This window comes from Devosia sp., from assembly GCF_024707125.1.
GTDB lineage: Bacteria > Pseudomonadota > Alphaproteobacteria > Rhizobiales > Devosiaceae > Devosia.
On the sequence record NZ_JANQAH010000011.1, the window covers coordinates 1,027,249 to 1,046,842 of the forward strand.

The 19,594-nt window shown below is 62.7% G+C and carries 19 protein-coding genes and 2 pseudogenes; 16 read left to right on the top strand and 5 right to left on the bottom strand.

Going from position 1 to position 19,594, the window contains the following annotated elements; genetic code table 11:
- The first annotated feature begins 18 nt into the window (after window positions 1-18).
- From argH to lysA, 3 genes and pseudogenes are all read left to right on the top strand, one after another.
- Window positions 19-1,467: an argininosuccinate lyase gene (gene argH / locus NVV77_RS19795; RefSeq protein ID WP_295415834.1), complete on the top strand. Its 1,449-nt coding sequence runs from the start codon at window positions 19-21 to the stop codon at window positions 1,465-1,467.
- Between the two features lie 242 nt (window positions 1,468-1,709).
- Window positions 1,710-2,326, top strand: a pseudogene (locus NVV77_RS19800) (gamma-glutamylcyclotransferase).
- Window positions 2,327-2,412: 86 nt separating this feature from the next.
- A pseudogene (gene lysA, locus NVV77_RS19805) lies at window positions 2,413-3,671 on the top strand (diaminopimelate decarboxylase).
- Window positions 3,672-3,867: 196 nt separating this feature from the next.
- On the opposite strand, the gene NVV77_RS19810 reads toward lysA, so the two are convergent.
- Both NVV77_RS19810 and NVV77_RS19815 read right to left on the bottom strand, forming a co-directional pair.
- Window positions 3,868-4,278 carry a response regulator gene (locus NVV77_RS19810; protein WP_291420801.1) on the bottom strand — a complete coding sequence of 137 codons (411 nt, stop codon included), beginning with the start codon at window positions 4,276-4,278 and terminating at the stop codon, window positions 3,868-3,870.
- 103 nt (window positions 4,279-4,381) lie between these two features.
- Window positions 4,382-5,398, bottom strand: coding sequence for a zinc-ribbon domain-containing protein (locus tag NVV77_RS19815; protein WP_295415839.1), 1,017 nt, complete (start codon window positions 5,396-5,398; stop codon window positions 4,382-4,384).
- Window positions 5,399-5,607: 209 nt separating this feature from the next.
- Here NVV77_RS19815 and NVV77_RS19820 point away from each other — a divergent pair, with 209 nt between their 5' ends.
- The 4 genes from NVV77_RS19820 to NVV77_RS19835 all read left to right on the top strand — a co-directional run bounded on the left by NVV77_RS19820 (window position 5,608) and on the right by NVV77_RS19835 (window position 8,546).
- Window positions 5,608-6,270 (top strand): cell division ATP-binding protein FtsE, encoded by a 663-nt coding sequence (locus NVV77_RS19820; RefSeq protein ID WP_295415842.1) that lies wholly within the window; start codon window positions 5,608-5,610, stop codon window positions 6,268-6,270.
- Entirely contained in the window at window positions 6,263-7,210 is a 948-nt protein-coding gene (locus NVV77_RS19825; protein WP_295415845.1) for an ABC transporter permease, read from the top strand. The genes NVV77_RS19820 and NVV77_RS19825 overlap by 8 nt, the downstream gene beginning before the upstream one ends.
- A gap of 84 nt (window positions 7,211-7,294) precedes the next feature.
- Window positions 7,295-8,095 (top strand): 1-acyl-sn-glycerol-3-phosphate acyltransferase, encoded by an 801-nt coding sequence (locus NVV77_RS19830; protein WP_295416245.1) that lies wholly within the window; start codon window positions 7,295-7,297, stop codon window positions 8,093-8,095.
- Window positions 8,096-8,198: 103 nt separating this feature from the next.
- Entirely contained in the window at window positions 8,199-8,546 is a 348-nt protein-coding gene (locus NVV77_RS19835) for a hypothetical protein (RefSeq protein ID WP_295415848.1), read from the top strand.
- Between the two features lie 43 nt (window positions 8,547-8,589).
- On the opposite strand, the gene NVV77_RS19840 is transcribed toward NVV77_RS19835, so the two are convergent.
- Window positions 8,590-9,138 (bottom strand): gamma-glutamylcyclotransferase, encoded by a 549-nt coding sequence (locus tag NVV77_RS19840; RefSeq protein ID WP_295415851.1) that lies wholly within the window; start codon window positions 9,136-9,138, stop codon window positions 8,590-8,592.
- Window positions 9,139-9,437: 299 nt separating this feature from the next.
- Here NVV77_RS19840 and NVV77_RS19845 point away from each other — a divergent pair, with 299 nt between their 5' ends.
- Window positions 9,438-10,409 (top strand): DUF2125 domain-containing protein, encoded by a 972-nt coding sequence (locus tag NVV77_RS19845; RefSeq protein ID WP_295415854.1) that lies wholly within the window; start codon window positions 9,438-9,440, stop codon window positions 10,407-10,409.
- 51 nt (window positions 10,410-10,460) lie between these two features.
- Here the strand turns inward: NVV77_RS19845 and NVV77_RS19850 are convergent, their stop codons facing one another.
- Window positions 10,461-11,225 carry an SDR family NAD(P)-dependent oxidoreductase gene (locus NVV77_RS19850; protein WP_295415856.1) on the bottom strand — a complete coding sequence of 255 codons (765 nt, stop codon included), beginning with the start codon at window positions 11,223-11,225 and terminating at the stop codon, window positions 10,461-10,463.
- Window positions 11,226-11,618: 393 nt separating this feature from the next.
- Between NVV77_RS19850 and rpmF the strand changes: the two genes are divergently transcribed.
- The 4 genes from rpmF (at window position 11,619) to NVV77_RS19870 (ending at window position 14,286) form a co-directional block, all read left to right on the top strand.
- Window positions 11,619-11,798: a 50S ribosomal protein L32 gene (rpmF, locus tag NVV77_RS19855; protein WP_035086813.1), complete on the top strand. Its 180-nt coding sequence runs from the start codon at window positions 11,619-11,621 to the stop codon at window positions 11,796-11,798.
- A 130-nt stretch (window positions 11,799-11,928) separates the two neighbouring features.
- On the top strand, window positions 11,929-13,329 hold the full coding sequence (gene fumC, locus NVV77_RS19860) for a class II fumarate hydratase (protein WP_295415859.1): 1,401 nt from the start codon (window positions 11,929-11,931) through the stop codon (window positions 13,327-13,329).
- 136 nt (window positions 13,330-13,465) lie between these two features.
- On the top strand, window positions 13,466-14,140 hold the full coding sequence (locus NVV77_RS19865; RefSeq protein ID WP_295415862.1) for a sugar phosphate isomerase/epimerase: 675 nt from the start codon (window positions 13,466-13,468) through the stop codon (window positions 14,138-14,140).
- Complete coding sequence (locus tag NVV77_RS19870) at window positions 14,131-14,286, top strand: hypothetical protein (RefSeq protein ID WP_295415864.1); 156 nt, start codon at window positions 14,131-14,133, stop codon at window positions 14,284-14,286. The genes NVV77_RS19865 and NVV77_RS19870 overlap by 10 nt, the downstream gene beginning before the upstream one ends.
- A 114-nt stretch (window positions 14,287-14,400) precedes the next feature.
- Here the strand turns inward: NVV77_RS19870 and NVV77_RS19875 are convergent, their stop codons facing one another.
- Window positions 14,401-15,285, bottom strand: coding sequence for a sugar phosphate isomerase/epimerase (locus NVV77_RS19875; protein ID WP_295415867.1), 885 nt, complete (start codon window positions 15,283-15,285; stop codon window positions 14,401-14,403).
- Window positions 15,286-15,395: 110 nt separating this feature from the next.
- Here NVV77_RS19875 and NVV77_RS19880 point away from each other — a divergent pair, with 110 nt between their 5' ends.
- The 4 genes from NVV77_RS19880 (at window position 15,396) to NVV77_RS19895 (ending at window position 19,576) form a co-directional block, all read left to right on the top strand.
- Window positions 15,396-16,880 (top strand): GMC oxidoreductase, encoded by a 1,485-nt coding sequence (locus NVV77_RS19880; RefSeq protein WP_295415870.1) that lies wholly within the window; start codon window positions 15,396-15,398, stop codon window positions 16,878-16,880.
- Window positions 16,881-16,897: 17 nt separating this feature from the next.
- Window positions 16,898-17,956, top strand: coding sequence for a Gfo/Idh/MocA family oxidoreductase (locus tag NVV77_RS19885; protein ID WP_295415873.1), 1,059 nt, complete (start codon window positions 16,898-16,900; stop codon window positions 17,954-17,956).
- Window positions 17,957-18,168: 212 nt separating this feature from the next.
- A complete protein-coding gene (locus NVV77_RS19890) occupies window positions 18,169-19,068 on the top strand; it encodes a 2-dehydropantoate 2-reductase (RefSeq protein WP_295415876.1) in 900 nt (299 codons plus the stop codon).
- A 58-nt stretch (window positions 19,069-19,126) separates the two neighbouring features.
- Window positions 19,127-19,576: a hypothetical protein gene (locus tag NVV77_RS19895; protein ID WP_295415878.1), complete on the top strand. Its 450-nt coding sequence runs from the start codon at window positions 19,127-19,129 to the stop codon at window positions 19,574-19,576.
- The last annotated feature ends 18 nt before the right edge of the window (window positions 19,577-19,594 follow it).

Consider the following 19,594-nt stretch of genomic DNA (forward strand, 5'->3'; position numbering starts at 1 on the left):
ACTCCTGAAAGGCAGACGATGAGCAACAAGATGTGGGGTGGACGGTTTGCATCCGGCCCCGACGCCATCATGGAAGAAATCAACGCTTCGATCGGTTTCGACCAGCGCCTGTTCCGCCAGGATATTGCCGGATCAAAGGCCCATGCCACAATGCTCGCCGCAACAGGCATTCTGACGCAGTCCGATCGCGACGCTATCCTTTTGGGTCTAGACGAGGTGCTGGCGGAAATCGAGGACGGCTCGTTCAAATTCTCGCGGGCTCTCGAAGACATCCATATGAATGTCGAATCGCGCCTGCGCGAAAAGATCGGCGATGCCGCCGGGCGCCTCCACACCGCCCGCAGCCGCAACGATCAGGTCGCGACCGATTTCAAGCTCTATGTCCGCGACACCATCGATCACCTGGTCGCCCAGATCCACACGCTGCAGCTGGCTTTGGTCAAGCGCGCCGAGGAAGAGGCCGAAACAATCCTGCCCGGCTTCACGCACCTGCAAAACGCCCAGCCGGTCACCTTCGGCCATCATCTCCTCGCCTATGTCGAAATGCTCGGCCGCGATGCCGGTCGCCTGACCGATGCCCGCCGTCGCCTCAACGAAAACCCATTGGGCTCCGCCGCCCTTGCCGGCACGCCCTACCCCATCGACCGCGACATGACGGCGAATGCTCTGGGCTTTGACCGCCCCACCGCCAATTCGCTCGATGCCGTCGCCGACCGCGATTTTATTCTCGAAACCCTTGCCGCCGCTGCGATCTGCGCCATGCACCTTTCCCGCCTTGCCGAGGAAATGGTCATCTGGTCCTCGGCCCAGTTCGGCTTCATTAAACTCTCGGACAAGTTCACCACCGGCTCGTCCATCATGCCGCAGAAGCGCAATCCGGACGCCGCCGAACTGGTGCGTGCCAAGATTGGCCGCATCATGGGTTCGCTCAATTCCCTGCTCGTCGTCATGAAGGGCCTGCCGCTCGCCTATTCCAAGGACATGCAGGAAGACAAGGAAGTCGCCTTCGACGCCCTCGACGCGCTCTCCCTGTCGCTGGCCGCCATGACCGGCATGGTCTCGGACATGCAGCCCAACCGCCAGAAAATGCACGCCTCTGCCTCGGCCGGCTTTTCAACCGCCACGGACGTTGCCGACTGGCTGGTGCGTGAACTGAACATCCCCTTCCGCGATGCCCACCACATCACCGGCCAGGTCGTCGCCCTCGCCGAACAGAAGAATTGCGGCCTCGAAGGTCTGACCATCGAGGATTTCAAGACCATTGATGAGCGCATCGACAGCCGCATCCACAAGGTGCTCACCGTCGAAGCCTCCGTCGCCGCCCGCAAATCCTACGGCGGCACCGCCCCGATCAACGTCCTCGCGCAAGCCGCCCGCTGGAAATCCACCCTCACCGGCGAAGACCACGAGCCACGCCCGCTCACCGCAAAGAAGCATGGCGGCCATGGCGATGGCGGTGTTGAATAGACGAGTGCACTCGGGCAATCTGAACGCCGAATCCTGAGCGTTCACCGCGTCATCCCCGCGAAAGCGGGGATCTCTCTTCACCGCCAGGGATTCCCGCTTTCGCGGGAATGACGCTGTGGGTGTTGGGAGAAGACGGAGGCCGAATGCCTAAGGACCAGCGACAGATGCGCCTGACCTCGCGCCATGTCGCCTATCTGACGCCCGAAAATCCGTCCGATGTCATGCCGCCTCCGCCCGAGGGCATGACGGAAGCAAGCCTCGCCGACCACCGCGAAACCATCGCAAAATTCTTCGGCCGCGACGACCACGACGAGACCTGGATTTTCGCCTATGGCTCGCTGATCTGGAAGCCGGCCTGCGATTACGTCGAAATCCGCACCGGCCTCCTCCACGGCTGGCACCGCGCCTTTTGCCTGGGCTGGAACAACCGCTTTCGCGGCAGCGACCAAAATCCCGGCCTCATGCTGGCCCTCGATCGCGGCGGCGCCTGCAAGGGTGCGCTCTATCGCCTCCCACCCGGCAAGCGCGATGAGAGCCTCATAAAACTGTTCGAGCGCGAAATGGGCTGGAAGCCCACCGCCTTTCCCCGCGCATGGTGACTGTCCGCTCCGGCGAGCGCACCATCCGTGCCCTGACCTTCTGTATCGACCGCAATTCCGGGCGCTACATTTCAGGCCTCTCCGAGGAGCAGATCGCCGACGTTCTCGCCAAGGCCGTCGGCAGCCGCGGCTCCATGGCCGAGTATCTGTTCTCGACGGTAGAACACTTGGAACAGATGGGCCTCCACGACGCCCATCTCTGGCGCCTCCAAAACCTCGTCGCCGAGCGCATCGAAGCCGTTTATGAGACGGATCGATAAGTCTCACTTTTGTTTTCTGGGCCGTTGGCTTACGGAAGCGCTGACTTCACACGCTCCCGGCGAGCGCGGCACACAAGGCACGAAAAATGGTCCACCATTTCCAGCACCGCGACGGCACGCTTTATGCCGAGGACGTCAATGTCAACGAGCTGGCTGAAAAGGTCGGCACACCCTTTTACGTCTATTCTTCGGCCACCCTCCGCCGCCATGTCCGCGTCGTGCGCGAAGCCTTTGAGGGCATCCCGACGCTGATGGCCTATGCCATGAAGGCCAATTCCAATCAGGCCGTTCTCACCCTGATGGCCCATGAAGGCTGCGGCGCCGACGTGGTCTCGGGCGGCGAACTCCAGCGTGCCTTGGCCGCAGGCATTCCCGCCGAAAAGATCGTCTTCTCCGGCGTTGCAAAAACCGTCGCCGAAATGCGCCAGGGCCTCACCGCCGGCATCAAGTGCTTCAACGTCGAGAGCGAACCCGAGCTCGAACGCCTCTCCATGATCGCGTCCGACATGGGCCTCACAGCCCGCGTCTCCGTCCGCGTCAATCCGGATGTCGATGCGCGCACCCATGCGAAAATTTCGACCGGCAAGTCCGAGAACAAGTTCGGCATTCCCTATAAGCGCGCCCGCGACGTCTATCGCCGCATTGCCGAACTGCCCAACATCGTCGCCGTCGGCGTCGACATGCATATCGGCAGCCAGATCACCGATCTCGAACCTTTTGGGAACGCCTTCGGCCTCATGGCCGAACTGGTAAAGGCCCTGCGCGAAGACGGCCACGACATCCACCATGTCGACGTCGGCGGCGGCCTTGGCATTCCCTATCATCACGATCAGGAAGCCCCGCCGCATCCGGAAGCCTATGCATCAGTCGTCCGTGACAAGATCGGCCAACTCGGCTGTACGCTCGTGATCGAGCCCGGCCGCCTCCTCGTCGGCAATGCCGGCGTCCTCATCACCAAGGTCGAATATGTGAAGGAAGGCTCGTCCAACTTCATCATCGTCGACGCGGCCATGAACGACCTGATCCGCCCGACCCTTTACGAAGCCCATCACGACGTGGAACTGGTCAACCAGTCCAACCTCCCCCGATCACCGGCGACATCGTCGGCCCCGTCTGCGAAACCGGCGACTACCTCGCCAAGGGCCGCACCATTCCGGGTGTGAAGGAAGGCGACCTGCTCTCGATCATGAGCGCCGGTGCCTATGGCGCCGTCATGGCTTCAACCTACAATTCGCGCCCGCTGATCCCCGAAGTTTTGGTCGACGGCGCCCGCTGGCACGTCATCCGCCCGCGCAAATCCATCGAAGAATTGCTGGCATTGGATTCGGTGCCGGACTGGGTGTGAGCACCCCACCTAGCCTCCTCCAACCACGACGTCATTCCCGCGAAAGCGGGAATCTCATCTTCGGCCCCAAAAACAGAGATCCCCGCTTTCGCGGGGATGACACAGTGGATTTGGCTCGATAGTGCCACCAACTCGATGCAACACCTCCCCCTTGATGGGGGAGGATGGGAGGGGTGACGGCGAACGCCGATGCCCCCTACTCTTCCCGCGCCTGCCGCGCCAGCGACAGCACCTCAACCGGCCGCCCCTCGAGCGCGTCTTCCACCTTGGCCAGCAGTTCCGCCAGCGTAAACGGCTTCACGATCACATCGTAAACCAGCGCCTCGAGCCCATGCGCCCGCTCGCGCTGGTCGGCAAAGCCGGTCATCAAGACAATCGTCACATCGGGAAAAGCCGAGCCCACCTGCAGGGCCAGCGCAATCCCGTCCATCACCGGCATCTTGATATCGGACAGCAGCAGGTCGAACTTTCCGCCCTCTGCCTCCATGGTCTCGGCGGCTAGCCCGCCATCTTCCTCGGCCACGACCTCATGGCCCTTCATGGTGAGCGCGGTCACCACGAATGCGCGAACGGATGGGTCGTCTTCAGCGACAAGAATGCGGGCCATAGGCAGTCTCCGGGCGGCGGGTCGGGGCCTTGCGGCAGCAACCGGACCTGTCAGGGGCAAAGGTGACAGGCCACACGCTCACTTCAATATAGGAACGATCCCATCAGTGGTGAACAGCGGGCGCGGCAGCTTCAACAGAAGGTTCCGCCGGATGCCCGGCTTCCGCACTCGGCGCAGCTTCGTCACCATGGCCTTCTGCAGCGGCATTGTCTTCGGCAGCACCATGTCCCTCAGCTTCGCCATGGGCTGTCGGCGCTTCGGCGACCGGCGCATTGCCGGTCGAAGCCGCAGCCGGTTCGCTCGTGTTGGTAGCGGCACGGCCGCCTGCAAAGGTCAGCCGCACCTTGACCGCCTCTGCCGGCGGCAACGGCAGACGCGTATCGAGCGTCGCCCGCTCGCCGGCCATCAGGTCGCGAATGCGCGGCGTGACGCTCCACTCATAGATCGTGTGGCCCGTCGTATCGAGAAGGCTCACCAGCACCGGCGGCACGGTCACGGGATTGGGCATCAGCCCAACGAGCTGGGCCGAAACCACAAGCACTTCCTTGCCTTCCGAGAGACCCCGCGTCGATTGCAGATGCGAAAGCTCAAGCCCGACCACATTTACGCCGAGCCCAACGGCCTCATAAATCCCAGCCAGATCCGGATTACGCTCGACAATCTGCACGCGGCCAAAATAGGCAATGCCCAGAATGCCGGCCAAACCGACCGCACCGACCACCCGCGCATAGCGCCGCATCCGCGCCAGCGGCAGGCGCGACACCATGGCGGTCTGCCGGCGCGACAGCGCCTTCTGCCGGGCTCGCATCTCGGCGGCCGTCTCACGCTTTTTTGCAGGGCGCGGCTCCACCGGTTCGACCGGTCGGGCCTCGACATCGACAATGGTTTTTTCTTCGGCCTCGATGGCAGCGTCGAGCGCCTCCTCGGCCATGGATTCAAACAGCCGGTCCGATTCAGGATCGGGTTTCGGCACCAGCTTCAGGTCCGGCTTGGGATCGGGCAGGGCCGACTGCTGCCAGGACTGGTGGCACGAGGCGCACTGCACCTTGCGGCCAACCGATCCGATGGCCTCATAGGTCACCTGGTACTTGGTCTGGCAATTGGGGCAGGTAATGATCATCGAGCCGGCAGCCGTTTCGGGTATTGCCTGACCCTATCCCTGCTTGGGTTAATACTCCTCAAACCCATGAGAAATCACAATTGTGCCGCTTTCCCCCCGGCATAGCGGGCATCCATGCCGCGAACACACGTCGGCGCTGCTATGATGCGGCCCACTCGTGATTCGCTTTTTGCGTTGAGACTACCGGACGAGCTGGGGAGCACCCGTTCTTGATCGATTTTTCCGATGTCGGCCTGCGCTATGGCAATGGTCCTGAAATCCTCAGCGATCTCACCTTTTCCATCGAGCCCGGCTCCTTCCATTTCCTCACCGGCCCCTCCGGTTCCGGCAAGACCAGCCTCCTGCGCCTGCTGCTGCTCTCGCTCAAACCGAGCCGCGGCAAGGTGACGATGTTCAATGAGGACGTGGGCAAGCTCGATCAGGATAGCCTCCTGCAATTGCGCCGCCACATCGGCATCGTCTTCCAGGAATTTCGCCTCCTCGACCATCTGACGACCTTTGAAAATGTCGCCCTGCCGCTGCGCGTTCTCGGCCAGCCGGAAAGCGAATATCGCCCCAACGTCACCGAACTGCTTGAATGGGTCGGCCTCGGCGAACGCATGCACGCCCTGCCCACGGTTCTTTCCGGCGGCGAAAAGCAGCGCGCCGCCATCGCCCGCGCCGTCATCGCCCGGCCAAAAATCCTCCTCGCCGACGAACCCACCGGCAATGTCGATCCGGACCTCTCAAGCCGCCTCGTCCACCTCTTTGCCGAGCTCAATCGCACCCTGGGCATGACCATCATTCTCGCCACGCACGAACTGCCTTTGCTCGATCGCTTCTCCTATCCGCGCATGGTGCTTAACAAAGGGGCTCTGACCATCCATGACTAGGAGCCTCCTTTCCCGCCTGCCCCATTGGCTGCCCATTCCGCGTCGTGGCGGCGGCGCCCCCATCGTGCCCGAGCACTCCGTTGCCGGCCGCACGCTGCTCCTTCTCATCACCATCATGAGCTTCCTCTCCGCAGTGACCCTCGGCGGCGTGGTACTGGTGCAGAAATCGGCCATCGCCTGGTCGGCCGATGTCGGCCGCGAAATGACCATCCAGATCCGCCCCGTCGAGGGCGAGGTGATGGACAGCAATCTGCGCACCGCCGTCTCGCTCGCCGAAGCCACCCCCGGCGTTGCCGGCGCCCGCGCCCTCACCATCGAGGAAAGCCAGGCCCTGCTCGAACCCTGGCTTGGTGCCGGGCTCGATCTCTCGGCCATCGAAATTCCGCGCCTGGTCGTCGTGCAATTGGCCGATCCGGTCGATGCCGATATCGAGCAGCTGCAGCGCAATCTCGGGGCGATCAAGGGCGCAAGCCTCGATACCCACGCCGCCTGGCGACAACAGCTCAACACCATGGCCGGCACGGTGGTCGTCTCCGGCCTGCTTGTGCTCGGCCTGATCGGCGTCGCCACCGTCCTCGCCATTATTTTCGCCACGCGCGGCGCCATGGCGTCAAACCGCGAAATCGTCGACGTGCTCCACTTCATCGGGGCATCTAACAAGTTCATTGCCGGCGAATTCCAGGGGCGGTTCCTCTCCATTGGCCTCCAGGGCGGGCTTCTCGGCTCGCTCCTCGCTGCCCTCTTCTTCCTTTTGATCGGCACCGCAGCGGGCTCCGTCCTCCCCACCGAAGCCACCGCCCAGGTCGGCTATGTCTTTGGCAGCTTCGTGCTCGGGCTCGATGGCATCATCTTCATTGCGCTGGTCGTTCCGGTCATCGCAGCCCTGACGGCCATCACCTCGCGGCTCACCGTCCGGCGTTACCTCAGCGAAGCATCTTGAGGTAACCCATCTCGCCATTCCGCGTTCTCCGCTTTATTGAAGAAGCAAGCCCCAAGGGCAGGAGGACAAACAGTCTTGAAAACCGTGATCCAGGCGATCCGCACGGCGCTTTTCTACGCCATCTTCATTGGCCAGACGGCTGTCATCGCTGTCATCATCGGCGTCATCGCGCTCTTTGCCGGCCGCACGCCCTTCACCTGGGCCCTGGCGAAATACTGGTGCTGGTCGAACGTGCAGTTCCTGCGCTTCATCACGGGCGTGCGCACCGAGATATCAGGCACCGAAAACATCCCGCCCGGCGGCTGCATCATCGCCTCAAAGCACCAGTCCGACTGGGACGTCTTTGCGATTTTCCCCCATACCGGCCGCCCCGCCTACATCGTCAAGAAGGAGCTGATGAACATCCCCTTCTTCGGCTGGGCCGCGCGTTCGCTCGATTGCATCGAGATCGACCGCAAGAAGGGCGCCGAAGCCATTCCCGAAATGATGCGTCAGGCCCATGCCGCCCTTGATCGCGGCTGCCGTATCGTCATCTTCCCCGAAGGCACCCGCAAGGCGGCGCTCGCGCCCGCCGATTATCGCCAGGGCATTGTCCGCCTCTATAGCGAACTCAACGTGCCCGTCGTGCCCGTGGCGCTCAATTCCGGCCTCTTCTGGGGCCGCAATTCGCTCATCATCTGGCCCGGCACCGCCCGCGGCGAATTGCTCCCCGCCATCGAGCCGGGGCTTGCCCCCGATGTCTTCGCCGAACGCCTCAAGCGCGCCATCGAAACCGGCTCCGACGCCCTGAGCCTGGCCGCCGTCGATTCGGGCCTGTCCCGCCCCATTGATCCCTCTTTGGCCGAACGGATCGCGGCGGCGCGGCAACGCGCCCCCTCATCTTGACGCAACAAAGCCACAAAGCACCACATCTAGTGGGCGCATGACGCGACTTGACTGATTCGCGGTATTTGTTCTAGTTTTGTTCTACTCACACGGGGGAACAGGGATGCTTTCGTGGATTGAAGCTGGCTTGGAGCCGGCAGCGCGACAGAAGCGGATCAACCAGTGGCTCGGCCTGTCCGGCCGCACCTATCATCTGGCGTCCGAAAACCTGCGTGACTTCATTCTCGAAGGCGCCGATCTCTATCTCATCGCCCGTGGCAATACCGTTCTCTGGGTCGGCTGCGGCCTCGACCTCGTGGCCGAACCCGCGATCCGCCTCAAATTCCGCAAGGCCCTCAGCCGCGCCGATGGCGTCTTCCGCCTGCCGCGCCCGGACGTGGATGGCGAACGCCTCTCCATCATTGCCGATCTCGAAGGCGCCGTACCCGCCCCCTTCGATCAGGCCGCCTGATTACATCAGGCCGCTTGATTGCATCGGGCTCGCCTGATGCACATCAGGCCGCCTGACTCTCGGCCTCGAGCTTTCGCGCCAGGTCCATCAGCACCCGGTCGCGAATACCGAGGCTTTCGAGGTGTTTTGCCGTATTGACCACATAGTCGATATTGCGCCCCGAAATCCCGACGCCCGCCCGCACCATGGCCAATTGCTCGTCCAGCGTCAGATGCCCGGCAAATTGCTCATGCCGCTCGTCGACCACAAAAGTCAGCGCCGACACTTTTCGCCCATCATCGAGCGCCACCGGCCGCATCACGTCGCGATAGACCATGGTCACCTGCTCGCGCGCCTCAAGATAAGCGCGCACCGACGGCCATTCCGCCCCGGCGACTTCAAAGACCATGCCACGCACCGAGCCGCCGCGCGTCAGCCCGAAAACCAGCCCCGGCTGTTCCACCGTGCCGCGATGGTGATGCGAAATGATCGAGAGCGAGCGATGCGCGCCCTTGAGCCGCCCCAGATGCGTCGAGACGAACGGAAATCCCGGATTCCAGATCAGCGACCCGTACCCAAAGACCCAGTGATTTTCCGAATTCTCGTCCTGCATCAACGGTCGTCCGCTCACTTCTTGCCTCACCACCACCCCCTCCCAACCTCCCCCGTCAAGGGGGAGGTGCTGCATCGAGCGTGGGATTCGATCTGCTCTCTGCCACCGGACCGGCACCCCTCCCCCTCGCGGGGAGGGTTGGGGAGGGGGCGGGAGCCACAAATTTCTCGCCCTTGCACAAACCCTAAGCCCGGCCTCGCCATGGCCACAACCTCAACTTAGGCAAAACTTGTATGAACAAAGGCTGAGCGGCGCGACCCGCTTTTGCCTTTCGCCCGTCCAAGGTTAAAACCGTTCCCATGAAGAAACGAATCATCATTCTGGGCGCCGTCGTGCTGCTCGTCATCCTTGGCGTCAGCGGCGCCTGGTTTTATGCCTCCGGCATCGTGCGGCAGGAGGTCGAGCGCCTCGCCTTCGCCGATGGTGAAACCAGCCCCCAACTGACCTGTGCCAATCTCAATATCGGCGGCTTCCCCTTCGCCTTCGATATCGAATGTTCTGACGCAGTCGTCGTTTCGGGCGATCTCCTGGCCGAAATCCCGGCCGTGCGCGTCAGCGTCATGGTCTACGACCTCAACCATGCCATCGCCTCGGCCAAGGGTCCGGCTCAGCTCTCCGACGCCTTTACCGGCCAGCGCTCTGCCATTTCCTGGACCGGCCTCAATGCCAGCCTCCGTCTCAAGGACAATCGCATCGCTCGCCTCTCCGTCGTTGGCGACGAACTCTCCTGGAACGATCTCCTTCTCGGCGACACCATGCTGGCCAAGGCTCCGCATGCCGAGGCGCACCTGCTCGACATTCCCGAAGCCCATGACGCCGAGCGCAACCTCGCCTCGCTGGCACTCTACCTCAAGACCGACGCCCTCGACCTGCCCGCAGCAACCCTGACCAACACCGCGCTCGAAGTGGAAGCCGAGGTAAGCGGCATCCCCGATGAGCTTTCTGCCATCGGCCTCGAACCCATCCTTCCCGCCTGGCAGCGCGCCGGCGGCGAGCTCAATATCGTCGGCATCACCATGAGTGACGCCAATGCTGATCTCAATGCCTCGGGCAAGCTCACCCTCGACGCCCAGGGTTTCCCCGACGGCACCATCTCGATCGATTCCATGGGCGTCGCCGAGCGCATCGGCCCCCTGATCGAAGAACCCTGGCGCACCCTGGTCCTCGGCGTCCCCGGCGAAAACGGCCGCCACACCAACCAGCTAAATTTCCGCGGCGGCGCGCTCTCCTCGGGCCTCGTCCCGATCACCGCCCTGCCCCCGCTGTTCTGAAAACCAAAATGCAGGGAGCGCGACGCTGGCGCCGCGCTCCCCTTGCACCCCTTACATGTGGGTGCCGCCGTCGATCCGCAGTTCGGTGCCGGTGACAAAGGCGCCGTCATCGGACGCGAGCATGGCGATCACGCCGGCAACGCTGCCCGGATTGGCAAAGCCCTCGCCGATGGCCGGCGACATCTTCGCAAAGAGCGAAAAGTCCGCATCCGCCGGAATGCCCGGAGTATTGGTCATGCCCGAGGCAATGCTGCCCGGCGCCACGGCCACGGCACGCAGGCCTTGCTTGGCATACTCAGACGCAATCGTATGGGTGAACGACTGGATCCCGCCCTTGGAGGCCGCATAGGCCGCCATATAGGGATGAGCGAAGCTCGCCGAGGTCGAACTGAAATTGACTACAACGCCGCGACCCGAGGCGAGCAGCAGCGGCAGGCATTCGCGCGTCACGAGGAACGTGCCGGTCAGGTTGATCGCCAGCACCCTGTTCCACAGTTCAAGGCTCGTCTTGTGCGTATGCTCCGAGCGGAGGATGCCGGCCGCATTGACCAGCACATCGAGGCGCCCAGCCTTGGCGATAGCGCCGCCGATCTTGTCCTGCACCGCCGCTTCGTCGCTGATATCGGCAGTGATGAGCGTCAGCCGGCCGGCAGCACCGGCCTTACGGGCCCGCTCTTCAGTCACCTGGAGCCCGGCTCCCGACACATCGAGCGCCAGCACCTGCCCGCCTTCGGCCAGCAGTCGTTCGACAGTTGCCTGCCCGATCCCCGAACCGGCGCCGGTCACGAGGATGATACGATCTTCAAATCTATTCATAAGTCACAGTTCCACATTGCCGGCCTGCCTCAAGGCACCAACCGGCGCATCATTGCTGTGCCGCAACAGCGGTTGCGGCGATTGAGAGATGATTTTGGGAAGCTGCGTTAACTGGCGATCCAGCAAAGGATCCCGACCACGTAAAAGCTGCCCGCTGAGAGCGAGAAGATTTGGGCCGATGATCGCGCGCGGATAGACATGGGCGCTGCTCTATCGCCGCGCGTCGCCTTGTGTCAATGATGCCTCGGAAGATCGGTGCAACAGCACCTGGAATCCCCAAAGCCCTTGTTGCCAAGCGCGCGCAACTATTCTATAGAGCCCGACAACCCCAACAGAGACGTGTCTCTGGGCCGCTTTCGGCGGCGCAACGATTTTGAATTCGGAGTACCGACCATGGCAGTGCCAAAACGAAAGACCTCGCCGATGAAGCGCGGCTTCCGCCGCTCGCACGACGCGATTGCCAACCCCACCTATGTCGAAGACAAGGATTCGGGTGAGCTGCGTCGTCCGCATCACGTCGACCTCAAGACCGGCATGTATCGCGGCCGGCAGATTCTCGCCGTCAAGAGCTAAGCCGAAAGGCTTGCTGCGCTGATGCGCGCGACCTGATATTTCAGCGGCCGATCCTTTCTGAGGGTCGGCCGTTTTGTTTTTCGTCATGAATTCCGCCGATAAGAGCGGCCAACTATTCGGAGAGCCAGAAATGACCATGCGTATTGAATCGGACACGATGGGCACCATCAACGTGCCGACCGACAAATATTACGGTGCTCAGACGGCTCGCAGCCTCGCCAATTTCGACATTGGCGGGGAAAAGATGCCCAAGGAAATCATCACCGCTTTCGCCATTTTGAAGAAGGCGGCCGCGATCACCAATACCAAGCTTGGCCTGCTCGACCCCGCGCTGCGCGACCTTATCGTTGCGGCAGCCGATGAAGTCATCGAGGGGCGGCTTGACGACCATTTCCCGCTCGTCGTCTGGCAGACCGGTTCGGGCACCCAGTCGAACATGAACGTCAACGAGGTCATCTCCAACCGCGCCATCGAAATGGCAGGCGGCACCATGGGCTCCAAGAAGCCAGTGCACCCCAATGACCACGTCAACATGAGCCAGTCGTCCAACGACACCTATCCCACGGCCATGCACATCGCCGCCATCGAAGCGGTCGTGAACTACCTCTTCCCGCGCGTAAAAATCCTGCGCGATACGCTCGACGCCAAGGCCGAAGAATTCATGGATGTGGTCAAGATCGGCCGCACCCATCTCCAGGACGCGACACCCCTGACGCTCGGCCAGGAAATGAGCGGCTGGGTCGCCCAGATCGATCTCGCCGTAAAGGCCATTGAAGTCACCCTGCCCCAGCTGCGCGAACTCGCCCTTGGCGGCACCGCCGTCGGCACGGGCCTCAACGCCCATCCCGACTACGCCGTCGCCGTCGCTGCCGAAATTTCCACGCTCTCGGGCCACGAATTCATCACCGCGCCGAACAAGTACGCCGTCATGGCCGGCCACGACGCCTTTGTCGGCACCTCGGGCGCCCTCAAGCAGCTCGCCGTTGCCTTCATGAAGATCGCCAATGACGTGCGCTGGCTCGCTTCCGGCCCCCGCTCGGGCCTCGGCGAATTGACGATTCCCGAAAATGAACCCGGCTCCTCGATCATGCCGGGCAAGGTCAATCCGACCCAGTCCGAAGCCATGACCATGGTCGTCGCCCATGTCATGGGCAATGACGCCGCCATCGGCTTTGCTGCCAGCCAGGGCAATTTCGAGCTCAACGTCTTCAAGCCCGTCATCGCCTACAACTTCCTGCAGTCCGTGCGCCTCCTCGCCGACGCCGCAAAGAGTTTCAACGACAATTGCGCCATCGGCATCCAGCCCGACCGCAAGCGCATCAAGCAGCTCGTCGATCAGTCCCTCATGCTGGTGACCGCGCTCAACCGCAAGATCGGCTACGACAACGCTGCCAAGATCGCCAAGACCGCGCACAAGAACGGCTCGACCCTGCGCGAAACCGCCATCGAACTGGGCCTCCTCACCGGCGAAGAATTCGACGCCGAGGTGAAGCCCGAACAGATGGTCGGCCCGCTGACAATCAAGAAGTAATTCTTCGCAACCCAAACCCGAAAATGCCGCCCCTCACCGGGCGGCATTTTTGTTTGGGGGATGAGGCATTTCGCGCCTTGGCCCCGACAAAGGCGCTGGTCTAGCATCGCTTCAACAAGAGAGGTGAATATCCGTCATGACCAATTCCAACGCCCGGCCCATGGCCAAAACGAGCCTCAAATGGTCGATGATCGAGGAAGACCTCTCCATCCTCGAAAAATTCAAGCTGATCGCCGACCTCGGCTTTGACGGTATTGAACTGGACTCGCCCAACGACCTGAACCAGGCCGAAATCCTCGCCGCCCGCGACGCCACGGGGCTCGCCATCCCCGGCGTCGTCAATTCCGCCCATTGGAAGACCCCGCTCACCGACCCCGATCCCTCAGTGCGCGAAGCCTGCGTCGCCGCATCAATCGAGGCGATGAAGCAGGCCAAAACCTACGGCGCCGAAACCATGCTGCTGGTCCCCGGCGTCGTCAACGCCACAACTTCCTACGCCACCGCCTATGATCGCGCCGTCGAAGGCATCGATCGCCTCCTGCCGCACGCCGAAGAAATCGGCATCTCCATCGCGCTCGAAAACGTCTGGAACAATTTTCTCCTGAGCCCCCTCGAGGCCGCCCACCTCATCGACGGCTTCGATAACGCCCGTCTCGGCTGGTATTTCGACGTGGGCAATGTCATGCGCTATGGCAGCCCCACGGACTGGATCGAAGCCCTCGGCACCCGCATCTTCCGCATCGACATCAAGGAATACAGCCTCACCCGCATGAACGCCGAAGGCCCTGGAAGGGTTTTGAGGTGGACTTAGGCGAAGGCGACATCGACTGGGCCGGCGTCAACCGCGCGCTCTCGAAGTCAGGCTACAGTGGCTGGGTCTCCGCCGAAGTCCCCGGCGGCAACCGCCAGCGCCTCGCCGATATCAAGGCGCGGTTGGATCGGATCGTCGGGCTGTAGTCAGCCGTCACCCCGACCACCGGCCGTCATCCTCGGGCCTGACCCGAGGACACCGCACTTTGCGGCAAGTACAAAACCCTCGGGTCAAGCCCGAGGGTGACGCGCGTGGGGAACTCAGCCCTCAATCTCAGCCAGCATCCGCCGGATATTATTGAGCCCCACCTCGCACCCGAAAGCACTCGGCTCCGCCCCCTCGTACTCCAGCGACAAGAACCCATCAAAGCCCGAAGCCACGACGCTCTCGAGCAGCGCCTTGGTGTCGAGGTCGCCATAGCCAAACACCGACCCGCGAATATATTCCCCGCCCGCCGTCTTCAGCCAGCCCGGCCCCGGCTCACTGCGCCGCGTGTAAAAATCCTTCACATGCACAAAGCTCGCATGCGGCAGCGTGCGCCGCGTCGCAACATAGGGATTGTCGTCGACACAGAGGAAATTGCCCACATCCACGGTCAGCTTGAAGTTCTGATGACCCACCGCGTGATGCAGCCGCAACAGCCGCTCGGCCCCATTCATGAAGAAGCCATGGTCCTCGACACTGGTGACGACGCCATGCTGCGCCCCAAACTCCGCCACTTCACGGCAACCCTCGACGATGGCGGCAAACGCCTCCTCGATTTCACCCGCATCGTTCGGCCGCAGGGCCCACGGCACGACATCATGGCGCAAAAATCCGGCACCAAACCGCGCACAAAGTTCGACATGGCGCTTTACAAGATCAATCTGCGCCCGCCTTTCGTCCCCGGCGAGAAAACTGGCCCCAAGGCAAAACCCCGAAATCGGCACGCCCGTCCGTGCCATGGCAGCCTCCAGGCGCTTGAGCACCTCTTCGTCCGCACTCAGGTCATATCCGGCATCCGTCCCCGCTCCGGCAAAGGAAAAGGTCGCGATTTCGAGATGCTCCGCGCCATGCTCATGCAGCCAGTCGAACAGCGTTTCCAGCGTCATCCGGCCATCGGTCAGCATGGGGCGGAAGCTATAGGACGACAGGCCGATCTTCATTTTCGGAGCTCCAGACAAGAGAATTTTTTGCAACGTCGCATTCTGACTTTACATACCAATTAGAACCATTGATACCAATTGCATACCAGCACTTTGAATGGAAAATCGCGATGGCTTCCCCCACAACTGATGTCGTGATCATTGGCAGCGGCCCGACCGGCAGCGCCTACGCACGCGTGATCCGCCGCGATTGGCCGGAAGCCCGTATCGTGATGGTGGAAGCAGGCCCGCAGATCCTGCCTGAAGTCGGCGCTCATCTCGATAACGTCCTCGATCTCGAAAAGCGCGCCGAGCTCGAAACTCTCGCCCAGGGCGGCGATCGCTCCCCGCGGCTGTCGATCAGCAAGGAAGAGTGGGAAGCCCGCCGCGCCGGCGGCTTCGACGCGTCCTTCCTCCGCCGCTCGGGCCTCTACATTGCCAATGAAAGCGACCCCTCCGAAAACCTCTTTGCCGGCTTTTCCGCCGCCAATGTCGGCGGCATGGGCACAAAGTGGTCGACCGGCACCCCGACCCCGTCCGAGGCCGAGCGCGTCCCCTTCATTCCCGCCGACGAATTCGAAGCGGCCCTCAGCATCGCCGAAGGCCTCCTAGGCACCAACAAGGACCCGCGCGCCGGCGATACCACTGCCATTGCCCTGCGCGAAAAGCTCAGCGAGGCATTCAATGCCGGCCGTAGCCCCGACCGCACCGTCCGCGCCATGCCGCTGGCCGCCACGCCCGGTCCGGAAGGCCTCCGCTACCACGGCACCGATGTCGTCCTCGGCCCGCTGGTCAACGAGCCCGCCGAAACCTTCCAGATTTTGGCCGAAACCATCTGCCGCCGCGTGGTCCATGAAAATGGCCGCGCCATTGGCGTCGAGCTTGTCCGCGCGGGCGAAACCGAAACCTCGTTCCTCGCCGCCGGTACCGTCGTTCTCGCCTGCGATTCCCTGCATACGCCGCAATTGCTCTTCGCCTCCGGCATCCGCCCCGAGGCTCTCGGGCGCCACCTCAACGACCATTTCATCATCTCCCAGATGGCCGAGATGCGCAGCGACCCGCCGATGCGCGCCATGAACTGGATCCCGGCCACCAATGAATTCCCCTTCTCGGTGACCATCCACGCCACCACCCTCTCCTCGATCGAAAAGACGTCCGACTTCACCGGCCAGCCCGTCGGCATGGGGGTCTTCTGCCCAACGGACATCGATCCCGAAAACCGCGTCCTCTTCGACGAGACCAAGCTCGATTGGCGCGGCCTGCCTTCCATTTCGATCAAGTGGAAGCCGTCCGAAGCCGACAAGGCGCGCGTCGAAGAGGCCAAGGCCGTGGCCCTCCGCGTCGCTGATATCATCGGCCGCCCGGCACCGGGCTTTGCCACCATCATGCAGCCTGTGGGCAGTTCCCTGCACTATCAGGGCACGATCCGCATGGGCGAAAAGGACGACGGCACCAGCGTCTGCGACCGCAACAGCCGCGTCTGGGGTTTTGACAATCTCTATGTCGCCGGCAATGGCGTCATCCCCACCGTGACCGCCACCAATCCCACGCTCTATTCGACTGCTCTGGCCACCTTCGGCGCGCGGCAGATCGCCAAAGAGCGCCGCACTGTTTGACCCAGGAGCCCAAAAGAATGACCGACAAAAAGCTAAAAGTCCTGGTCGTCGGCCTTGGCCAGATGGGCCGCAGCCACGCCATCGCCTATCACACCCATCCCGGCTTCGACATCGTCGGCCTCGTCAACCGCTCGACCCCGACCCTGCCGGCCGAGTTGACCGGCTACCCCATCCGCAACGACTATGCGGCCGCTCTCGCCGAGTTCAAACCCGACGTCGTCGCCATCGCCACCCACACCAATACCCATGCGGACTATGCCGTGGCCGCGCTTGAAGCCGGCGCCCACGTCTTCGTCGAAAAGCCGCTTGCCGCCACCGTCGCCGATGCGCAGCGCGTCGTCGATACGGCCATGGCGAACGACCGCAAGGTGGTCATCGGCTATATCCTCCGCCACCACCCCTCCTGGACAAAACTGATCGAGGAATCGCGAAACCTCGGCGGTCCCTATGTCTTCCGCATGAACCTCAATCAGCAGTCCTCTGGCCCCGCCTGGGACATTCACCGCTCGATCATGCAGACCACCTCGCCCATCGTCGATTGCGGCGTGCACTATGTCGACGTCATGTGCCAGATCACCGATGCCAAGCCGGTGGAAGTGCGCGGCATGGGCGTCAACCTCGCCAAAGGGCTGCCGCAGGGCATGTATAATTACGGCCACTTCCAGGTACTGTTCGACGATGGCAGCGTCGGCTGGTATGAAGCGGGCTGGGGCCCGATGATGTCGGAAACCGCCTTCTTCGTGAAAGACGTCATCTCGCCCAATGGCTCGGTCTCCATCGTTATGGACCAGGGCGCCGCCTCGGCCGATATCAACGCCCACACCCAGACCTCGCGCATCCTCGTCCACCACGGCGCGCTCGACGCCAACAACAAGCCCGCCCGCCCCGACGACTGGCTCGACATGCACGGCGAGCCCGACCACCAGGGCCTTTGCGATCGCGAGCAGGATTTTGTCTACCGCGCCATCACCGAAAACTACGATCTCACCCGCCACATGAACGACGCCGTCACCTCGCTCCACATCTGCCTCGCGGCCGACGAAAGCGTACGGACCGGGTTGGCGGTAAAGCTCTAAGGCGCATTCGGGCGCGCCAGCCTCGCCCAACCACCGAACGTCATCCTCGGGCCCGACCCGAGGACACTTCACTTGAAAACGACGCAGCAAGTACAGAGCCCTCGGGGTCGAGCCCGAGGGTGACGATCTCCAGCGGAATGCGCATTGCAGTGTCACCTGTGGCAAGCATACTGATAGCTATCTCGCCACCACCGCCGCCTCCGGAGCTTCCCATGACCACGATCGCCCTCATCGGACCCGGCGCCATTGGCGGCACGGTGGCAGCCTGGCTCGCCCAGGACCCATCCATCGAAGTCACCGTCTGCGCACGAACCCCCTTTGACGACCTGCAGGTCGAAACGCCCCAGGGACTGATCACGGCAAAGCCGAAAATCATCACCAATCCGGCCGATGGCACGCCCGTCGATTGGGTCCTCATCGCCACCAAAACCTATGACGCCGACGCGACAAAACCCTGGCTCGACCATCTTCTGGCCGACCACACCCGCGTCGCCATCATCCAGAACGGGGTCGAGCACGAGCGCCTGTTCGAGCACCTCGTGCCCGCCGCCCGCATCGTCCCGGTCATCATCAATCTGCCCGCCGCCCGCAGCGCCCCCGGCCGGATCGTCCAGCACCGCCATGGCATCATCTCCGTGCCTGCCGGCCAGAACGGCGAGGATTTTTCCGCCCTCTTTGCCAAATCCGAGATCGAAGCAGCAGCCCATGCCGATTTCATCTCTGAGGCCTGGCTGAAACTCACCGGCAACTCCATCGCCATCGTGCCTTCGCTGACCCTCCGCGCCACCGGCCCCGTCTGGAACCCCGACCTCGAAACCATAGTCCGAGGCGTCGTCGAGGAATGCGCTGCCGTGGGCCGCGCCGAAGGCGCAACAATCCCCGACGACTTCGTCGAACAGGCCATCGGCAATTCGCGCAATATGCCCGAAGGCAGCTCGGGCGGCTCGCTCCATGCCGATCGCCTCGTCGGTCACCCCATGGAAGTCGACGCCCGCAATGGGGTCATCGTCCGGCTCGGCCAGAAGCACGGCATCCCCACGCCGATGAACCGGATACTGGTGACCCTCCTCGCCGCCTCCGGCGCGCCGTGGATCGAAAAAGCACCAAGCTAAGCGCTCTTCCGCCCGCCTTATTCCTCTGGCATCTTCGCCGCATCAACCGGAGGCCTTCATGACGGAAACCGTCGTCCTGCCCACTCATCACGCACCGCGCCGCGGCAAGACCTTCATTGTGCCGCTGCTGGTCGTCCCCTTCGTGCTCTACAATATCGCCGTCTTCGTTTTCTTCGGCGGCAATCCGGTCAATTGGGGCGCAGGTCTTTTCTCCATCCCCATGCCCTCGGGCATGCCCTGGGCCATCACGGCCGGCGATCTCCTGCTCGTGGTCGGCATTCTGGCGCTGTTCTTCGAAGTGCTGAAATCGACCCAGACGGCGCGCAATTCCATCGTCGAGCACATGCTTTCCATGCTGCTCTTCGTGGTCTTCCTCATCGAATTCCTGCTGGTCGGCGCCGCGTCCAGTTCGGTCTTCTTCCTGCTGATGGTCATGAGCCTGATCGACGTCGTCGCCGGCTTCACTGTCTCCATCACCAGCGCCAGCCGCGACGTCTCGATGAGCTGAAGCCAGCTCGCCCAGAAA